Origin of the sequence: Salinarimonas sp. NSM (assembly GCF_052380005.1) — a bacterium.
Lineage (GTDB): Bacteria > Pseudomonadota > Alphaproteobacteria > Rhizobiales > Beijerinckiaceae > Salinarimonas.
Window position 1 is genome coordinate 1 of sequence record NZ_JBQTCJ010000041.1, and the last position, 15498, is coordinate 15498.

At 71.4% G+C, this 15498-nt stretch carries 13 protein-coding genes; 3 read left to right on the top strand and 10 right to left on the bottom strand.

Annotated features, from left to right (window positions below; genetic code table 11):
• Positions 1-112: 112 nt before the first annotated feature.
• A complete protein-coding gene (ettA, locus tag ACTZWW_RS14905; protein ID WP_444781757.1) occupies positions 113-1765 on the bottom strand; it encodes an energy-dependent translational throttle protein EttA in 1653 nt (550 codons plus the stop codon).
• A gap of 136 nt (positions 1766-1901) precedes the next feature.
• Positions 1902-3815 (bottom strand): PhoX family protein, encoded by a 1914-nt coding sequence (locus ACTZWW_RS14910; RefSeq protein ID WP_444781758.1) that lies wholly within the window; start codon positions 3813-3815, stop codon positions 1902-1904.
• A 295-nt stretch (positions 3816-4110) separates the two neighbouring features.
• Between ACTZWW_RS14910 and ACTZWW_RS14915 the strand changes: the two genes are divergently transcribed.
• Together ACTZWW_RS14915 and cysQ are read left to right on the top strand one after the other, a co-directional pair.
• Entirely contained in the window at positions 4111-5415 is a 1305-nt protein-coding gene (locus ACTZWW_RS14915; RefSeq protein ID WP_444781759.1) for a UDP-glucose dehydrogenase family protein, read from the top strand.
• 324 nt (positions 5416-5739) lie between these two features.
• Positions 5740-6540: a 3'(2'),5'-bisphosphate nucleotidase CysQ gene (gene cysQ / locus ACTZWW_RS14920; RefSeq protein ID WP_444781760.1), complete on the top strand. Its 801-nt coding sequence runs from the start codon at positions 5740-5742 to the stop codon at positions 6538-6540.
• On the opposite strand, the gene ACTZWW_RS14925 is transcribed toward cysQ, so the two are convergent.
• From ACTZWW_RS14925 to ACTZWW_RS14945, 5 genes are all read right to left on the bottom strand, one after another.
• Entirely contained in the window at positions 6526-7335 is an 810-nt protein-coding gene (locus ACTZWW_RS14925; protein ID WP_444781761.1) for a FadR/GntR family transcriptional regulator, read from the bottom strand. The genes cysQ and ACTZWW_RS14925 overlap by 15 nt on opposite strands.
• Positions 7322-8329, bottom strand: a complete 1008-nt coding sequence (locus ACTZWW_RS14930; protein WP_444781762.1) for an ABC transporter ATP-binding protein — start codon at positions 8327-8329, stop codon at positions 7322-7324. The genes ACTZWW_RS14925 and ACTZWW_RS14930 overlap by 14 nt, the downstream gene beginning before the upstream one ends.
• Positions 8326-10290, bottom strand: a complete 1965-nt coding sequence (locus ACTZWW_RS14935; RefSeq protein ID WP_444781763.1) for a dipeptide/oligopeptide/nickel ABC transporter permease/ATP-binding protein — start codon at positions 10288-10290, stop codon at positions 8326-8328. The genes ACTZWW_RS14930 and ACTZWW_RS14935 overlap by 4 nt, the downstream gene beginning before the upstream one ends.
• Positions 10287-11234, bottom strand: a complete 948-nt coding sequence (locus ACTZWW_RS14940) for an ABC transporter permease (protein WP_444781764.1) — start codon at positions 11232-11234, stop codon at positions 10287-10289. The genes ACTZWW_RS14935 and ACTZWW_RS14940 overlap by 4 nt, the downstream gene beginning before the upstream one ends.
• A 250-nt stretch (positions 11235-11484) precedes the next feature.
• Positions 11485-13062 (bottom strand): ABC transporter substrate-binding protein, encoded by a 1578-nt coding sequence (locus ACTZWW_RS14945; RefSeq protein WP_444781765.1) that lies wholly within the window; start codon positions 13060-13062, stop codon positions 11485-11487.
• A 193-nt stretch (positions 13063-13255) separates the two neighbouring features.
• On the opposite strand from ACTZWW_RS14945, the gene ACTZWW_RS14950 reads away from it, so the two are divergent.
• Complete coding sequence (locus ACTZWW_RS14950) at positions 13256-13948, top strand: DUF1028 domain-containing protein (RefSeq protein ID WP_444781766.1); 693 nt, start codon at positions 13256-13258, stop codon at positions 13946-13948.
• On the opposite strand, the gene ACTZWW_RS14955 is transcribed toward ACTZWW_RS14950, so the two are convergent.
• The 3 genes from ACTZWW_RS14955 to ACTZWW_RS14965 all read right to left on the bottom strand — a co-directional run bounded on the left by ACTZWW_RS14955 (position 13945) and on the right by ACTZWW_RS14965 (position 15362).
• Positions 13945-14478, bottom strand: a complete 534-nt coding sequence (locus tag ACTZWW_RS14955) for a DUF2478 domain-containing protein (RefSeq protein WP_444781767.1) — start codon at positions 14476-14478, stop codon at positions 13945-13947. The two genes, ACTZWW_RS14950 and ACTZWW_RS14955, sit on opposite strands and share 4 nt — an antisense overlap.
• Entirely contained in the window at positions 14475-14741 is a 267-nt protein-coding gene (locus ACTZWW_RS14960; RefSeq protein ID WP_444781768.1) for a sulfurtransferase TusA family protein, read from the bottom strand. The genes ACTZWW_RS14955 and ACTZWW_RS14960 overlap by 4 nt, the downstream gene beginning before the upstream one ends.
• A 90-nt stretch (positions 14742-14831) precedes the next feature.
• Complete coding sequence (locus tag ACTZWW_RS14965; protein WP_444781769.1) at positions 14832-15362, bottom strand: hypothetical protein; 531 nt, start codon at positions 15360-15362, stop codon at positions 14832-14834.
• Between the last annotated feature and the right edge of the window lie 136 nt (positions 15363-15498).

Below are 15498 nucleotides of genomic sequence, written 5' to 3' on the forward strand. Positions count from 1 at the left end.
TGGATGCGTTTGAGGGGGCTTATAACGATTGGGTCCGGGCTACGTGCGTGGGACGTAGGGGTGGGTCTGGCGGGGCCGGGGGTACGCCCCCCCGCCCCCCCGCCCGCTACCGTCAGCGCGAGAATTTCTTGTACTTGATCCGGTGCGGGATCGTGCTGTCGATCCCCAGCCGACGCTTCTTGTCTTCCTCGTAGTCCTGGAAGTTGCCCTCGAACCACTCGACGTGGCTCTCGCCCTCGAAGGAGAGGATGTGGGTGGCGATGCGGTCGAGGAACCAGCGATCGTGGCTGATGATGACCGCGCAGCCGGCGTAGTCCTCGAGCGCGTCTTCCAGCGCGCGCAGGGTGTCGACGTCGAGGTCGTTCGTCGGCTCGTCGAGGAGCAGCACGTTCGCGCCGGACTTCAGGATCTTGGCGAGGTGCACGCGGTTGCGCTCGCCGCCGGAGAGCACGCCGACCTTCTTCTGCTGGTCGCCGCCCTTGAAGTTGAAGGCGGCGCAGTAGGCGCGGGAGTTCATCTCGCGCTTGCCGAGGTAGATCACCTCGTTGCCGCCCGAGATCTCCTCCCAGACCGTCTTGTTCGCGTCGAGCGCGTCGCGCGACTGGTCGACGTAGCCGAGCTTCACCGTCTCGCCGACGGCGATCGTGCCGGCATCCGGCGTCTCCTGGCCGGTGATCATGCGAAACAGCGTGGTCTTGCCCGCGCCGTTGGGCCCGATCACGCCGACGATGCCGCCGGGCGGCAGCTTGAAGGAGAGGCCGTCGATGAGCAGGCGATCGCCGTAGCCCTTGGTGAGGCCCTCGGCGTCGATGACGTTCTGGCCCAGGCGCTCGGCGATCGGGATGATGATCTGCGCGGTCGTCGGCCCCTTGTCCTGGGACTTGGCGACGAGCTCCTCGTAGCGCGCGATACGCGCCTTCGACTTGGTCTGGCGGGCCTTCTGCGAGGCGGAGACCCATTCGCGCTCGCGCTCGATGGTGCGCTGGCGCGCCTCGTCCTCGCGGCTCTCCTGGAGGAGGCGCTTCTGCTTCTGCTCCAGCCAGGAGGTGTAGTTGCCCTCGTAGGGGATGCCGCGGCCGCGGTCGAGCTCGAGGATCCAGCCGGTCACGTTGTCGAGGAAGTAGCGATCGTGGGTGACGATCAGGATCGCGCCCGGATAGGAGCGCAGGTGCCCCTCGAGCCAGGCGACGGTCTCGGCGTCGAGATGGTTGGTCGGCTCGTCGAGGAGGAGCAATTCCGGCTGGTCGAGGAGGAGCTTGCACAGGGCGACGCGGCGACGCTCGCCGCCCGACAGCGCGCCGACGTCCGCGTCGTCCGGCGGGCAGCGCAGGGCGTCCATCGCCTGGTCGACCTTCGAGTCGAGGTCCCACAGGCCCTTCGCCTCGATCTCGTCCTGGAGCGCCGTCATCTCGTCGGCGGTCTCCTCCGAGTAGTTCATCGCGAGCTCGTTGTAGCGCTCGAGGATCGCCTTCTGCGCGGCGACGCCTTCCTCGACGTTCTGGCGCACGGTCTTCGAGGCGTCGAGCTGCGGCTCCTGGGGAAGGTAGCCGACCTTGGCCCCCTCGGCGACCCAGGCCTCGCCGTTCCATTCCTTGTCGAAGCCGGCCATGATCTTGAGCAGCGTCGACTTGCCGGCGCCGTTGGGGCCGAGGACGCCGATCTTCGCGTCCGGGTAGAAGGACAGATGGACGTTGTCGAGGACCTTCTTGCCGCCTGAATAGGTCTTCGAGAGACCGCGCATGTGATAGATGAATTGACGTGCCACGGCCGGGGAATCCTGTCGCGAAGGGTTCGGGGAGCGTGCGCGCACGCTTATCAGGGCAGGGTGGCGGCGGCAAGGCGTGCGGACGGACGAGGCCGGCGCGGTCTGCCGCGCCGGCCCGATGCGGGCCATGTCGACGTCAGCCGACGAGGCCGTCGTCCTCGCGCTTGATGGCGATCACCGCCGAGCGCTCCGGGGAGCGGTCGTCGGGCCAGCCGCTGCCGGGGTGCTGGATGCCGACGAACATGGTGCGTCGATCCGCCGACCAGGCGAGACCGGTCACCTCGCAGCCGTTCGGCCCGGTGAGGAAGCGCACGATCTCGCCGGTGACGGGGTCGCCCGCGAGCATCTGGTTGTTGCCCATGCCGGCGAACTCGCCCTCGTTCGAGTCGTCGCCGTCCGTCTGGATCCAGACGATGCCGGTCGTGTCGATCACCATGCCGTCGGGCGAGTTGAACAGGTTGCCCGCGTTGACGTTCGACGAGCCGGCATAGGCGTCCGAATGGACGGAGGGGTTGCCGGCCATCACGTAGAGGTCCCACGTGAAGCGCGCGGAGGCGTGGTCGTCGCCCTCGGGGCGCCAGCGGACGATCTGGCCGTAGCGGTTGGTCTCGCGGGGGTTGACCGCGTTGACCGCCATGACGTCGCCGCCCGCATTGGTGCGGATCGAGCCGTCGTCGTTCCTGGCACCGCGGCGGGAGTTGTTGGTGAGGCAGCAATAGGCCTCCGCCGAGACCGGGTTCGTGGCGACCCATTCCGGGCGGTCCATCGTCGTCGCGCCGACGGCCGAGGCGGCCGTGCGGGAGAAGATCAGGATCTCGGCCGTCTCCATGCCGGTCGTCTCGGGGGTGAGGGCCACCCATTCGCCGGTCTGGTCCTCGTCGAAGCGCGCAACGTAGAGCGTGCCGTCGTCGAGCAGGCCCTCGGTGGAGCCGCCCGGCGTGTAGACGCCGTTCGAGACGAACTTGTAGAGGAACTCGCCCCGCTCGTCGTCGCCCATGTAGACGACCACGCGGCCGTCGGGCGCGAGCACGACCGCCGCGTTCTCGTGCTTGAAGCGGCCGAGCCCGGTGTGCTTGACGGGCGTGCTCGTCGGGTCCGTCGGGTCGATCTCGACGATCCAGCCGTGGCGATGCGGCTCGTTGGGGTTCTTCGACGTGTCGAAGCGCGCGTCGAAGAGCTCGTACTGGTAGCGACCCTCGTCGCCGATGCCGTAGCGGCGATAGCCGGCGAGGACCTTCTCGTCCGCGGAGACCTCCTCGGTCGCGCCGAAGTAGCCGTTGAAGTTCTCCTCGCAGGTCAGGTAGGTGCCCCAGGGGGTCTTGCCCGAGCCGCAATTGTTGAGCGTGCCGAGCACCACGGTCCCGGTCGGGTCGGCCTCCGTCTTCAGCAGGTCGTGCCCGGCGGCGGGGCCGGCGAGGCGCATCTCGGTACGATGATGGATGCGGCGGTTGAAGGGGCTGTCCTTCACCACGGCCCAGCCGTCCGCGCCCTCGGCGATCTCCATGACGGTGACGCCCTGGAGGTTCTGCAGCTTGATCACCTCGTCGGCGGACGTCGCGACCCCCTCGTTCTCCGCGGGCAGGTTCAGGTCCGGGTTGACGTATTCGTGGTTGATGGCGATGAGCTGCCGGCCCTGGAAGGAGAAGGTCTCCATCCCGTCCGTGTTCTCGCCGAACACCGCGTCCGAATTCTCGACCGAACCGCCGCCCTGGCCGACGTCGTAGCCGTCCGCGGCGGAGACGAGCGGATCGCCCCAGGCCGCGAGGATGCGCCAGGAATAGCCGTCGGGCACGTGCACGGCGCCGTCGGTCTGGGCCGGGATCGGCGAGAAGGCGAAGCGCGAGGCCGCCTGCGCCAGAACGGACGGGGAGGAGAGGAGGCCGGTCGCCATCGCGGCCGCGCCCGAGCCGAACGCGAGCACCCCGCCCAGGAATCCGCGGCGGGAGATCGCGCGCTCCACCACGCGGTCGAACCCGCTCTCGGCGGGACGCGGGAAGTGCAGCTCGTCCCACTCGTCCCAGCTGAGCTTCGACTTGTCGATATCGGTCATGACGGCCTCCGGTCTCGGTTGGAACCTTCCTAGGAAGCCGGTGTGAAGGGGGAATGACACCCGCCGAGGTCGCGTGCAGTTCGCCACCGGACCGCGCGACCGCCCGTCATGCGTTCGTCACGTGCGGCGAGGAGGCTTTCGCGCCCGCGCGCCGAGGTGCCGATCGAGTCGCCGACGAAACGAACGCGCGGGCTCGAGGCTTGTCAGCGCGAAGGCGCGCTTCTATCACCGGCCGGGCGTTGCGCCGTCGGTGGCACCGGCACACGGCGCGCCGCTCAACGAGGATGCTCCCGCCATGCGCGTCGCGATGATCGGCTCCGGTTACGTCGGCCTCGTCTCCGGGGCCTGCTTCGCCGACTTCGGCCACGAGGTCGCCTGCATCGACAAGGACCCGGCGAAGATCGCCGCGCTCGAGGCGGGGCGGATGCCGATCTACGAGCCGGGTCTCGAGGATCTCGTGCGCCGCAACGTCGCCCAGGGCCGGCTCGCCTTCGCCACGGACCTGACCGAGGCGGTCGCGGCGGCGGACGCGGTCTTCATCGCGGTGGGCACGCCCTCGCGCCGCGGCGACGGCCATGCGGACCTCTCGTACGTCGTGGCCGCCGCGCGCGAGATCGCCCACGCCATGCGCGGCTATACGGTCGTCGTGACGAAGTCGACGGTGCCAGTCGGCACGGGAGACGAGGTCGAGCGGATCATCCGCGAGGAGCGGCCCGACGCGGAGTTCGCCGTCGTCTCCAACCCCGAGTTCCTGCGCGAGGGAGCGGCCATCGCGGACTTCAAGCGGCCCGACCGGATCGTGGTCGGCGCGGAGGACGCGCGCGCCGCCGACGTCATGCGCGAGCTCTACCGGCCGCTCTACCTCAACCAGGCGCCGATCCTCGTCACCTCGCGGCGCACGGCGGAGCTGACGAAATACGCCGCCAACGCCTTCCTCGCCACCAAGATCACCTTCATCAACGAGATGGCGGACCTGTGCGAGAAGGTCGGCGCGGACGTGCAGGACGTCGCCCGCGGCATCGGGCTCGACAACCGGATCGGGTCGAAGTTCCTGCACGCGGGGCCGGGCTACGGCGGCTCGTGCTTCCCGAAGGATACGCTCGCGCTGATCAAGACCGCGCAGGACGCCGAGTGCCCCGTGCGCATCGTCGAGACGGTCGCGGCGGTGAACGATCAGCGCAAGCGCGCCATGGGCCGCAAGGTGGTCGCCGCCTGCGGCGGTTCGGTGCGCGGCAAGCGCATCGCCGTGCTGGGCCTGACCTTCAAGCCCAATACCGACGACATGCGAGACGCCCCCTCGATCGCCATCGTCCAGGCGCTCCAGGACGGCGGCGCGTCGGTCGTCGCCTACGACCCGGAGGGCATGGAGCAGGCGCGCACCGTGCTCGACGACGTCGCCTACGCGCGCGACCCCTACGCCTGCGCCGAGGGCGCGGATGCGCTCGTGCTGGTGACCGAGTGGGACGCCTTCCGCGCGCTCGACCTGAGACGCCTGCGCCAGATCATGGCCGCGCCGGTGCTCGTCGACCTGCGCAACGTCTACCGCCCCGACGAGGTGCGCGAGGCGGGCTTCGCCTATGCGAGCGTGGGGCGGCCGTGAGGTGCGCAGCGAGTCGAGCGGCTCGCGCTCCGGTCCTATGCTCAACGATATTCCCTCTTGTTGAGCACGAGCGCATGACCCGCGTCCGACGCCGTTCGCCGCTCGCCCACGCGGCCTAGACCGGCCGGGTGATCTCGCCGAGGCGTACCGAGCCGCCCTGGCGCGTGGACCGCGCTGGCGCGAGCGGCCGGAGCGGACGCTCGAGCGCACGCCGGATCTGCGCGCTGCTCGAGGCGCTGCCCTGAACGGGGTCGCGGCACCTCTTGCGCCGCGTCGGTATCGCCTTAAGGTTGCTCACGAGGCCATGATCGCTAGGAGGGTTCGATGGCGGAGGCGTTGCTCGAGGTGATGATCGCAGCGGCGCTCGCGGGCGGGCGCGCGATCCGCGCGGTCGTCGAGGCCGGGGACACCGCCGTGCGGACGAAGGCCGACGCCTCCCCGGTCACGGCCGCGGACGAGGCGGCGGACGCGGCCATCGCGGCGGTGCTCGCGCGGGACGCGCCGGGTATCCCGATCGTCTCCGAGGAGAGCTCGGGCGAGACCGCGCCGGCGCAGGGCGGGCGCTTCTTCCTGGTCGATCCGCTCGACGGCACGAAGGAATTCGTGGCCGGGAGCGGCGAGTACACCGTCAACATCGCGCTCGTCGAGGGCGGTCACGCGGTGGCGGGGGTGATCCACACGCCGGCGCTCGGGCGCATCTGCGTCGGCGCGCGCGGCGAGGGCGCGCGGGAGGCGGACCTCGTCGACGGCGCGCCGTCCGAATGGCGGCCGATCCGTGCGCGCCCGGTCCCCGCGAGCGGCCCCGTCGCGGTGGCGAGCCGGAGCCACGCGGGACCGGAGACGGAGGCCTGCCTCGAGCGGCTCGGCGCGGCGACGCGGACCTCCCGGGGCTCCTCGCTGAAATTCTGCCTGCTGGCCGCAGGTGAGGCCGACGTCTACCCGCGGCTCTCCCCGACCATGGAGTGGGACACGGCGGCCGGCCAGGCCATCCTCGAGGCAGCGGGCGGGCGCGTCGAGCGGCTCGACGGCACGCCGCTCCGGTATGGCGGGCCGTGGGCGCAGGGCGCGCGGCCGTGGGGCAACCCGCACTTCATCGCCTGGGGTGCGCTCTCAGGGAAGGCGTGAGCCGCTGCCGCCGTTCCCTCTGCGAGCGCGCAGGAAGGCGCGGCGCACCACCGCCTCCTCGGCCTCCATCACGCCTTCCGCGAAGCGCATGTGCGCCTCCACGACGGAATGCGCGGCGTCGGGATCGCGGGCGCGCAAGGCGTCGATCAGCTCGAGCTGATAGAGCCGCCCGCGCTGGCGCAGCTCCGGCGAGGGTCGCTCGTAGATCGTGCGGCAGACGGCGAGCTCCTTGAGGAGCCGGATGGCGAAGCCGCAGGTGAAGGCGAGCAGCGGGTTCGGCGCCATCGAGACGAGCACGTCGTGGAACTCGAGCTCGGCGATCCACTGCCGGCGCTCCTCTTCCGCCCCGAAGGCGGGGCCCTCGTAGGGCGTCATCGCCGCCAGCAGCCGGCGCACATCGGCGTCGCTCGCCACGGCGGCCACGCTGGCGGCGAGGTCCGGCTCGAGCCGCTTGCGGATCGCGTAGATGTCGCGGATGGTCAGGTCCTTGAAGAAGAAGTAGTTTCCGAGCAGCTCCGCGGCATGCTCGACGGAGGGCTCCGCCACCTGCGCGCCGCCGGAGGGTCCGGTGCGGATGCGCAGCAGCCCCTGCGCCTCCAGCAGCTTCAGCGCCTCGCGCATCGTGCCGCGGCTGACCCGGAAGAGCGCGATCAGCTCGCGCTCCTGCGGCAGCCGATCGCCGGGTACGAGCCCGCGCTCGTGAATCCAGCCCTTGATCGTCTCGGCGACGACCGCGGTTCGCCCGCGCGGGCGGGACTTGGCCGGCACGAGGGTCGTCTCGTCAGGCGAGGGCATCGGCGCCGTCCGCGGGCAGGGGGTGGATGCAAGCCGCCGCGCGGCCGGGGCTCATCGGGGCGAGCGGCGGCGGGCTCGTGCGGCAATCGTCGCGGACGTTCGGGCAGCGCCCGGCGAAGGCGCATCCCGGCGGCGGGCGCGTCGGGTCGGGCAGCTCAGCCTGAGGCGCGTCCGCGGCCGCGGCCCGCGCGCCGATGGCGGGCGCCGACGACAGGAGAAGGCGCGTGTAGGGATGGCGCGGCGCCCGGAATACCTCATCCACCGGCCCCGTCTCGACGATGCGCCCGAAATACATCACCGCCACCCGCTCCGCGATGGCCTCCACGACGGCGAGGTCGTGGCTGATGAAGAGGTAGGTGAGGCCGAGCCGCGCGCGCAGGTCGGAGAGCAGGTTCAGCACCTGCGCCTGGATCGAGACGTCGAGCGCCGAGACCGGCTCGTCGAGCACGAGGATGCGCGGCTCGGCGGCGAGCGCCCGGGCGATGCCGATGCGCTGCGCCTGCCCGCCGGAGAACTCGTGCGGATAGCGCTCGAGGAACTCGGGCCTGAGCGATACGAGGTCCATCAGCTCGGCGATGCGCCGCTCGCGGGCCGGCGCGTCCGCCTCGATCAGGTGGATGAGCGGCGCCTCCAGGATCCGGCGGATGGTCTTGCGCGGGTTGAGCGCGCTCGCGGGGTCCTGGAAGACGTACTGGATGGTGCGGCCGAAGGCGCGGGGCCCGGCCTTCGCGGCCTCGGTCAGGGCCTTCCCCTCGAGCGTGATCGTCCCGCTCGTGGGCGGCACGAGGCCCACCAGCATGCGCGCGAGGGTGGACTTGCCGCAGCCCGATTCGCCGACGATGCCGAGCGTCTCGCCCGGCGCGACCGAGAGCGTGACGTCGCGCACGGCGTGGACGCTCGGCCGGCGTCCGCCGAGCAGCCTGCGCGCGCCGCCGAAGGTCTTGCCGAGCCCGTTCGTCTCCAGGATCGGTGGGGCGCCCGATGCGATCGTCATGTCGCGCTCCCGATGCGTGCCTCGCGCATCACCTCGCCGGCGTAGAGGCAGCGGGCGGCGCGCCCGTCGGCCACCGAGATCGGCGGGATCTCGCCCTGTGCGCATGCGCCGGTCGCGCGCGGGCAGCGCGGGGCGAAGGCGCAGCCGTCGGGCAGCGCGTCGACCGGCGGAGGGAGGCCGGGGATCGCGTCGAGCGTGCGCCTGCCCGAACCGAGGATCGGCACGCAGGCGATCAGCCGGCGCGTGTAGGGATGCGCCGGCGCGTCGAGCACGTCCCGGGTCGGTCCCTCCTCGACGATGCGCCCGGCATACATCACGGCGACGCGGTCGCAGAGCTGCGAGACCACGCCGAAATCGTGGGTGATGAACAGGAGCGCGAGCCCCCGCTCGCGCCGCAGCTCGTCGAGGAGCGCCAGGATCTGCGCCTGCACCGTGACGTCGAGGGCGGTCGTCGGCTCGTCGGCGACGATCAGGTCCGGCTCGTTGGCGAGCGCCATGGCGATGGCGACGCGCTGGCGCATGCCGCCCGAGAGCTCGTGCGGCAGCGCCTTGGCGCGATCTGCGGCGGCGGGAATGCGCACGCGCTCGAGCAGCGCCACGGCCTCCTCCCACGCCTGCGCGTGCGAGGCCGGGCGGTGGGCGCGGATCGCCTCGACGAGCTGGTCGCCGATCGAGAAGAGCGGGTGGAGCGTGCCGAGCGGGTCCTGGAAGATGTAGGAGACCCGCCCGCCGCGCAGCGCCCTGAGCTTCTCGCGCGACAGCGAAAGCACGTCCTCCCCCGCATGCCAGACCCTCCCCGAGCGGATCACTCCGGGCGGCGAGGGGACGAGGCCGAGCAGCGAGAGCGCTGTGACGGACTTGCCCGAGCCGGATTCGCCGACGAGGCCGAGGCATTCGCCCCGGCGGATGGTGAAGGATACGTCCTCGACGGCCCGCAGGACGCGCGCTCCGACCTCGAAGCGCGTCGAGAGCCCGCGCACGGCGAGCGCGTGGTCGACGGTCGGCGGCCGCGCGGCATCCTCGTTCTTCCCTTTCGGGCGCGCGATCCGCGTCACCGCCGAAGGCCGGGCGAGGGCGCCCGACGACAGGCGCGGGTCGAGCGCGTCGCGCACCCCGTCGCCGACGAGGTTGATGCTCATCACGACGAGGAAGATCGTGATGCCCGCGATCGTGGTCACGTGCGGCGCGGTGAGCATCACCTTGCGCCCCTCGCCCAGGATCGAGCCGAGATCCGCCTGCGGCGGCTGCGAGCCCAGCCCGAGGAACGAGAGGCCGGCGGTCTCCAGGATCATCCAGCCCACCGTCGTCGACATCGTGATCACGATCACCGGCATGACGTTGGGCAGGATCTCCGAGACGAGGATGCGCCCGTGCCCCATCCCTGCGAGCCGCGCCGCCTCGACGAAGTCCTTGTGCGCGAGCCCCACCGTCACACCGCGGATGTTGCGGGCGAAGAAGGGGATGTTGACGACCGCCACCGCGTAGAGCGCGTTGAGCAGCCCAGGCCCGAGCACGGCGACGATGGCGAGCGCGAGCAGGATGTAGGGAAACGCCATCAGCATGTCGATCGAGCGCATCAGCGCGTTGTCGAGCCTGCCGCCCGCATAGCCGGCGACGAGGCCGATGGTCGAGCCGACGAGGGCTGCGACGAGCGTCGCCGCGACGCCCATCGCCAGCGACAGCCGCGTGCCCCAGACGAGCCGCGAGAGCAGGTCGCGCCCGAGCTCGTCGGTGCCGAGGGGATGGCCCGGCGAGAAGGGCGGCAGCAGGCGGTTCGCGGGCGCGGTGGCGTTGGGATCGGCGAGCGGCAGGATCGGTGCGAGGATCGCGATCGCGACGATGAGCGTCAGCACGACGAGGCCGAGCCCTGCGAGGCGATTGCGCAGCAGGAGGCGCAGGAAGGAGCGGTCCTTCGGTGAGCCTGCGGGAGCGGTGGCGGGTGCGGCGGCGGTGGCGCTCATGACTTCACCCGCGGGTCGACGAGGCTCTGGAGGACGTCGACGAGGAGGTTGATCAGCACGTAGCTCGCGGCCACGACGAGCACGCCGCCCTGCACGAGCAGGATGTCGCGCGTCGAGATCGCCTGGACGAGCATGCGCCCGATGCCCGGCCACTGGAACACCGTCTCGATGTAGACCGCGCCGCCGAGCACGAAGCCCGCCTGGATGCCGACGACGGGGATGATGGAGACGAGCGCCGCCTTCAAGGCGTGGACGTAGATCACCCTGCGCTCCGGCATGCCCTTGGCGCGGGCGGTGCGGATGTAGTCCTGGCGCAGCACCTCGAGCATCGCCGAGCGGGTGAGGCGCGCGACGACGCCGGTCGCCACCGCCGCCAGCGTCACCGCCGGAAGGGCGAGGTGGCGCAGGAGGTCGGGCAGGTCGCCGCCGCCGTAGATCGCGTACATGCCCGAGGCCGGCAGCCAGCGCAGCTCGACCGCGAAGAGCAGGATGAGCAGGAGGCCGAGCCAGAAGGACGGCATCGAGATGCCCACGAGCACGAGGAGCGTCACCGCCTTGTCCGCGAGCCCGTATTGCCGAACGGCCGAGACGATGCCGGCGAGGAGGCCGAAGATCGTGCACAGGACGAGCGCCGCGCCGGCGAGGATGGCGGTGGCCGAGAAGCGCTCCAGCACCTCGTCGAGGACCGGGCGGTTGAGCGAGTACGAGCGCCCGAGATCGCCCTGGAGCAGGTTCGTCAGCCAGGTGACGTACTGCACGGGCAGCGGCTCGTCGAGGCCGAGCTGGGCGTTCAGCCGCGCCACGTTCTCGGGCGTGGCGTAGGCGCCGAGGATGGCGAGGGCCGGGTCGCCGGGAATCAGCGCCATGATGAAGAAGACGATGAGCGTCAGCCCGAACAGGATCGGCACCAGGGCGGCGAGCCGCTTGGCGATGTAGAGGTGCACGGGCGCGGTCCTCCTGGTTCGCCGCCAGGGGCGGCCGCCGACCGAGTGCCCCTCTCCCTGGTGGAGAGGGGCTAGGGGTGTGGGGCGTCGAGCGGGTCTCGAGGTCTCCAAGGCACGGGAGCGGGCGCGTGCAGCTCGTCATTTGCGGAGGTGATCGTTCTGCACGCCCCACACCCCCGGCCCCTCTCCACGAAGGAGAGGGGAGAGCCTTCATCGGCGTCGCGGCTCGCCCCGACCGGCAGCCCCGACCTCACTCCTTCGTCACGTCGTGCAGCAGCAGGAAGAACGACGGCTGCAGCGCGAAGTCGTCCACCGCCGCGGTGGTGACGGCGTTCTGCTTCCAGTTGGCGACGAAGATCCAGGGGGCGTCCTCCTGGACGATCTCCTGCATTTCCTTGTAGAGGCGCGCGCGCTCCTCCTGGTCCGTGGCGGTGCGGGCCTCCTGCAGCAGGCGGTCGACCTCGGGGTTCGAGTAGTAGCCCGAGTTGAAGCCCCCCTCCTCGGGCCAGGCCTCGGTGCGCAGGGCGAGGTAGGGCAGGGTGTCGGGATCGTTCGTCATCCAGGCCATCTGCGCCATGTCGGCCTTGCCCTCGAGGCCCGGGTTCACCTGCGCGAGGAAGGTGTTCCACTCGTAGGTCTCGATCTCGACGTCGAGGCCCACGGCCTCGAGATCGGCCTGGATCGCCGTGCCCATCGGCACGGGATCGAGCATGCCGGAGCCGCCCTCCGTGACGAACATCGTCACCGCTGCCCCGGTGGCGCCCGCCTCCTCGATCAGCTGGCGGGCGCGCTCTGGGTCGTGCGGATAGGGCTCGAGCTCCTCGTTGTAGGCCCAGGCGAAGGCGGGCGGGATCGGGCCGGACGCGATCTCGGCGGTGCCCTGCAGCACGTTCTCGACGAGCGCCTGCTTGTCGATCGCGTAGTTCGCCGCCTGGCGCACCCGGACGTCGTCGAACGGCGGCTCCTTGGCGTTGAGGATCATGAACCACAGGTGCGGCCCGGCCTGCTCGTAGAGCTCGTACTCGTCGCTCTCGGAGAAGCGCGCGACCGAATCCGGCGGCACCTCCACCATCACGTCGATGCCGCCCGAGAGCATCTCCGCAACGCGGGTGTTGGCGTCCGTGATCGGGCGGAAGATCACCGCCTCGAGCGCGGGCGCGCCGTCCCAGTACTCCTCGTTGCGGGTGACGACGACCGCGGTGTTGGCGTCCCAGCTCTCGAACGCGAAGGCGCCGGTGCCGGAGGGATTGCGGCCGAAGTCGGCGCCGTGCTCGGCGACCGCCGCCGGCGATACGATGAGGCCGGTGGGGTAGGCGAGGTTCGACAGGAAGGGCGCGTAGGGCTCGTTCAGGGTGAAGCGCACGGTGCGCGCGTCCACCGCCTCGACCGTGTCGATCGCCGAGAAGAAGAACGACAGCGGGAAGGGCCCCGTGTCGTGATAGGGGTGCTCCTCGTCGAGCATGCGCTCGAAGTTGAACACGACCGCGTCGGCGTCGAGCGCCGTGCCGTCGTGGAAGGTCACGCCCTCGCGCAGGGTGAAGGTGTAGACCGTCCCGTCGTCGGACACCTCCCAGCTCTCTGCCAGCGCCGGCTCGATCTCGAAGGATCCGTCGGCGTAGCGCACGAGGCCGTCGTACAGGTTGACGACGATGCGGAAGTCGTTGGCGGCGGTGACCGCGGCGGGATCGAGCGACTTCGGCTCGGCGATCTGGCCCACCGCCAGGACGCCGGGGGGCGTCTGCGCCAGGGCCGGCGGCGCCGCGGGCGCCAGGATGAGGGTCGCGGCGATGGCCGCGCTCGCGAGAAGGCCCGTGCGGCGGAGATGCATGGTCGTCGTCCCTTTCGAATACGGCCTCGCTCCGGCCGCATGACGTCCCCCGTCGGCGCGCTAGATCCCGGAGATTGCCGGACGCGCGCATTGATCGACGAATTTATGCTGATAAATTCGTCCCGATCAAGCATGCATCATGATCGTTTCCCGGGCACCGTGTGCGGAGGCGATCGAAGGGAGCCCCGTCCGCATGACCTATACGATCCTCGCGCGCGACCCGCAGACGGGGGACCTCGGCGGCGCCGTCGCCACCGGAACGCCCGTCGTGGGCGGATTCGTGCTGCACGCGGAGCCCGCCCTGGGGATCGTCGCGACCCAGGGGCTGAGCACCTCGACGCTCTGGGGGGCCTCCGCGCTCAGGCGTCTCGTGCTCGGCGAGACGCCGTGGGAGGTGGTCGAAGGCCTGGTGGCGCAGGACGAGGGCCGCGAGGCGCGCCAGCTCGCGGTCCTCGACGTCCATGGCGGCTGCGCGACCTTCACGGGAGCGGACAACCTGCCCGCCCACGGTACGTACGAGGAGCCCGGCCTCGTCGTCGCGGCGAACTGGGTCGCCGACGCGGACCTGCCGGCGCGGGTCGCCGACGCCTTTCGCGCTGCGCGGGGCGATTTCGCCGAGCGGCTGATCGCGGCGCTCGCCGCGGGCGCGGCGACCGGCGGGGACGTGCGGGGAGACCGCTCGGCGGCGCTGCGAATCGTCTCCGCCGAGCGCCCGCCGGTCGATCTGCGCGCCGACGACGACGCCGACCCCATCGCCCGCCTGCGCACGATCCTGGCCGCGACCCGTGAGCCCGCGTTCCAGCGGTTCCTCGCCGACATCCCGACGCTGCTCGAGCCGGAGAAGCGCGCGCCGGCTCCGCCGCGCGACGGCCGAGGGACCGCCTAGCTCGCGGCCGTCTCCGCGGCGACGGAGACCCACCACGCGTCGAGCGCGGCCTCCTCGCATGGAAGCGGCGCGTCGAGCCCGCCCGCGAACGCGTCCCACGCCTCGCGGAAGCGCTCCGGCACGCCGACGACGATCGGGATGCCGGCGGCGACGCAGGCGCCGATCTCGGCGGCGAGCCCGGCGCCCTCCGCTTCGAGCTTGCCGAACTTGTTGACGACGACGCAATCGGGCGCATCCGCGATCGCCGACGCGAGCCGCGCGCCGGCCTCCGCGAGCCCACGCGGGTCGATGCGGCAGCCCCTGGCGCCGGGCCCGAGATCCTGGCAGATCGAGACGACGTCGCCGCTCGCGAGGTCGCGCAGCGCCATGTCGCCGCGCAGGCAGGCATCGGGGTCGAGCTCGGCCTCGACGAGCCCCGCGACGCGGTGCCCGCTCGCCCGCAGCCGCGCGGCGAAGCGCTCCATCAGCGCCGAGGCCGGGTCCCGGCGACCGTAATGGAGCGCGGCGATGCGGGGCGCGTCCGGTCTCATGCGGTGCCCGCCGTCGTCGACACGCCCGCCTTGCGGATGCGGAAGACGAGCACCTCGGAGCCGTTGTCGGCGGCGCGCGTCTCCCGGTCGAGCAGCGCGTCGCCGGTCTCGTTGACGAGATGCGGGATGTCGATCACCGCCATCGGGTCGGTGCAGGTGACGACGAGCAACGCGCCCGGCGCCGCCTTCGAGAGCGCCTTGCGCGTCTTGAGAGCGGGGAGGGGGCACTTGAGGCCGCGCAGGTCGAGGTCGATCTCGCTCATCGTCAGGATGGCGTAGTCTCCCGCGCGGGCGCGCGCAAGAGCGTCGACGCCGCGGGACCCGCCCTGAAACGCGGGGCGTGTCGCCCCACCTCAGGCGACCGCCTTCATCAGCTGCGCCTTCGACATCCTGGAGCGGCCCGGCACGTCCTGCTCCCTGGCCTTCTCGTAGAGCGCGGCCTTGGTCGGCTCGCCGCCGGACGACGAGCCGCGGGAAGACGAGCGGCCCGTGTCGCGGTGGCGGGCGGTCTTGCGCGCCACGTCCTCGGGCTGGCTGGAATGCTGCTTGCCGCGGCGCGTGTCGGCGCGCTTCTTGCGCGTCGTGCGCTGGTATTCTTCCTCGGAGAGGTTCTCGCGCGCCGCCTTCGGCAGGTAGCGCTCGCCCGTGTCCGCACTCTTCTCCCCGGATTTGGTGCCCCATTCCTCGTCGGTCCATTGCTTAAGATGGTTGTCCGAGGACTTCTTGCCGACGTAGCCACCGCCGCGGGACTCGTAGTCCTGCGTGGCCATCTGCGCCTTGCGCGCCGACCATTGGCCCGGCCGCCCGCCCTTGCCGGACTTGGTGACGTCCTTCTTCACCTCTTCCCAGAGCGTCGGGTCGGTCTTCTTCGCGATCGCGGACATGCGGGGCCTCCTTTCGCGACATCGGGTCGGCGAGCCGAACGAAGCCTCGCCGACGAGGTTCCGCCGCGGTTGACAGGCGCGACGACGCGGCGCATGAGAACGGCATGATCACGAGCCGCACCCGCGCCCGACGTCC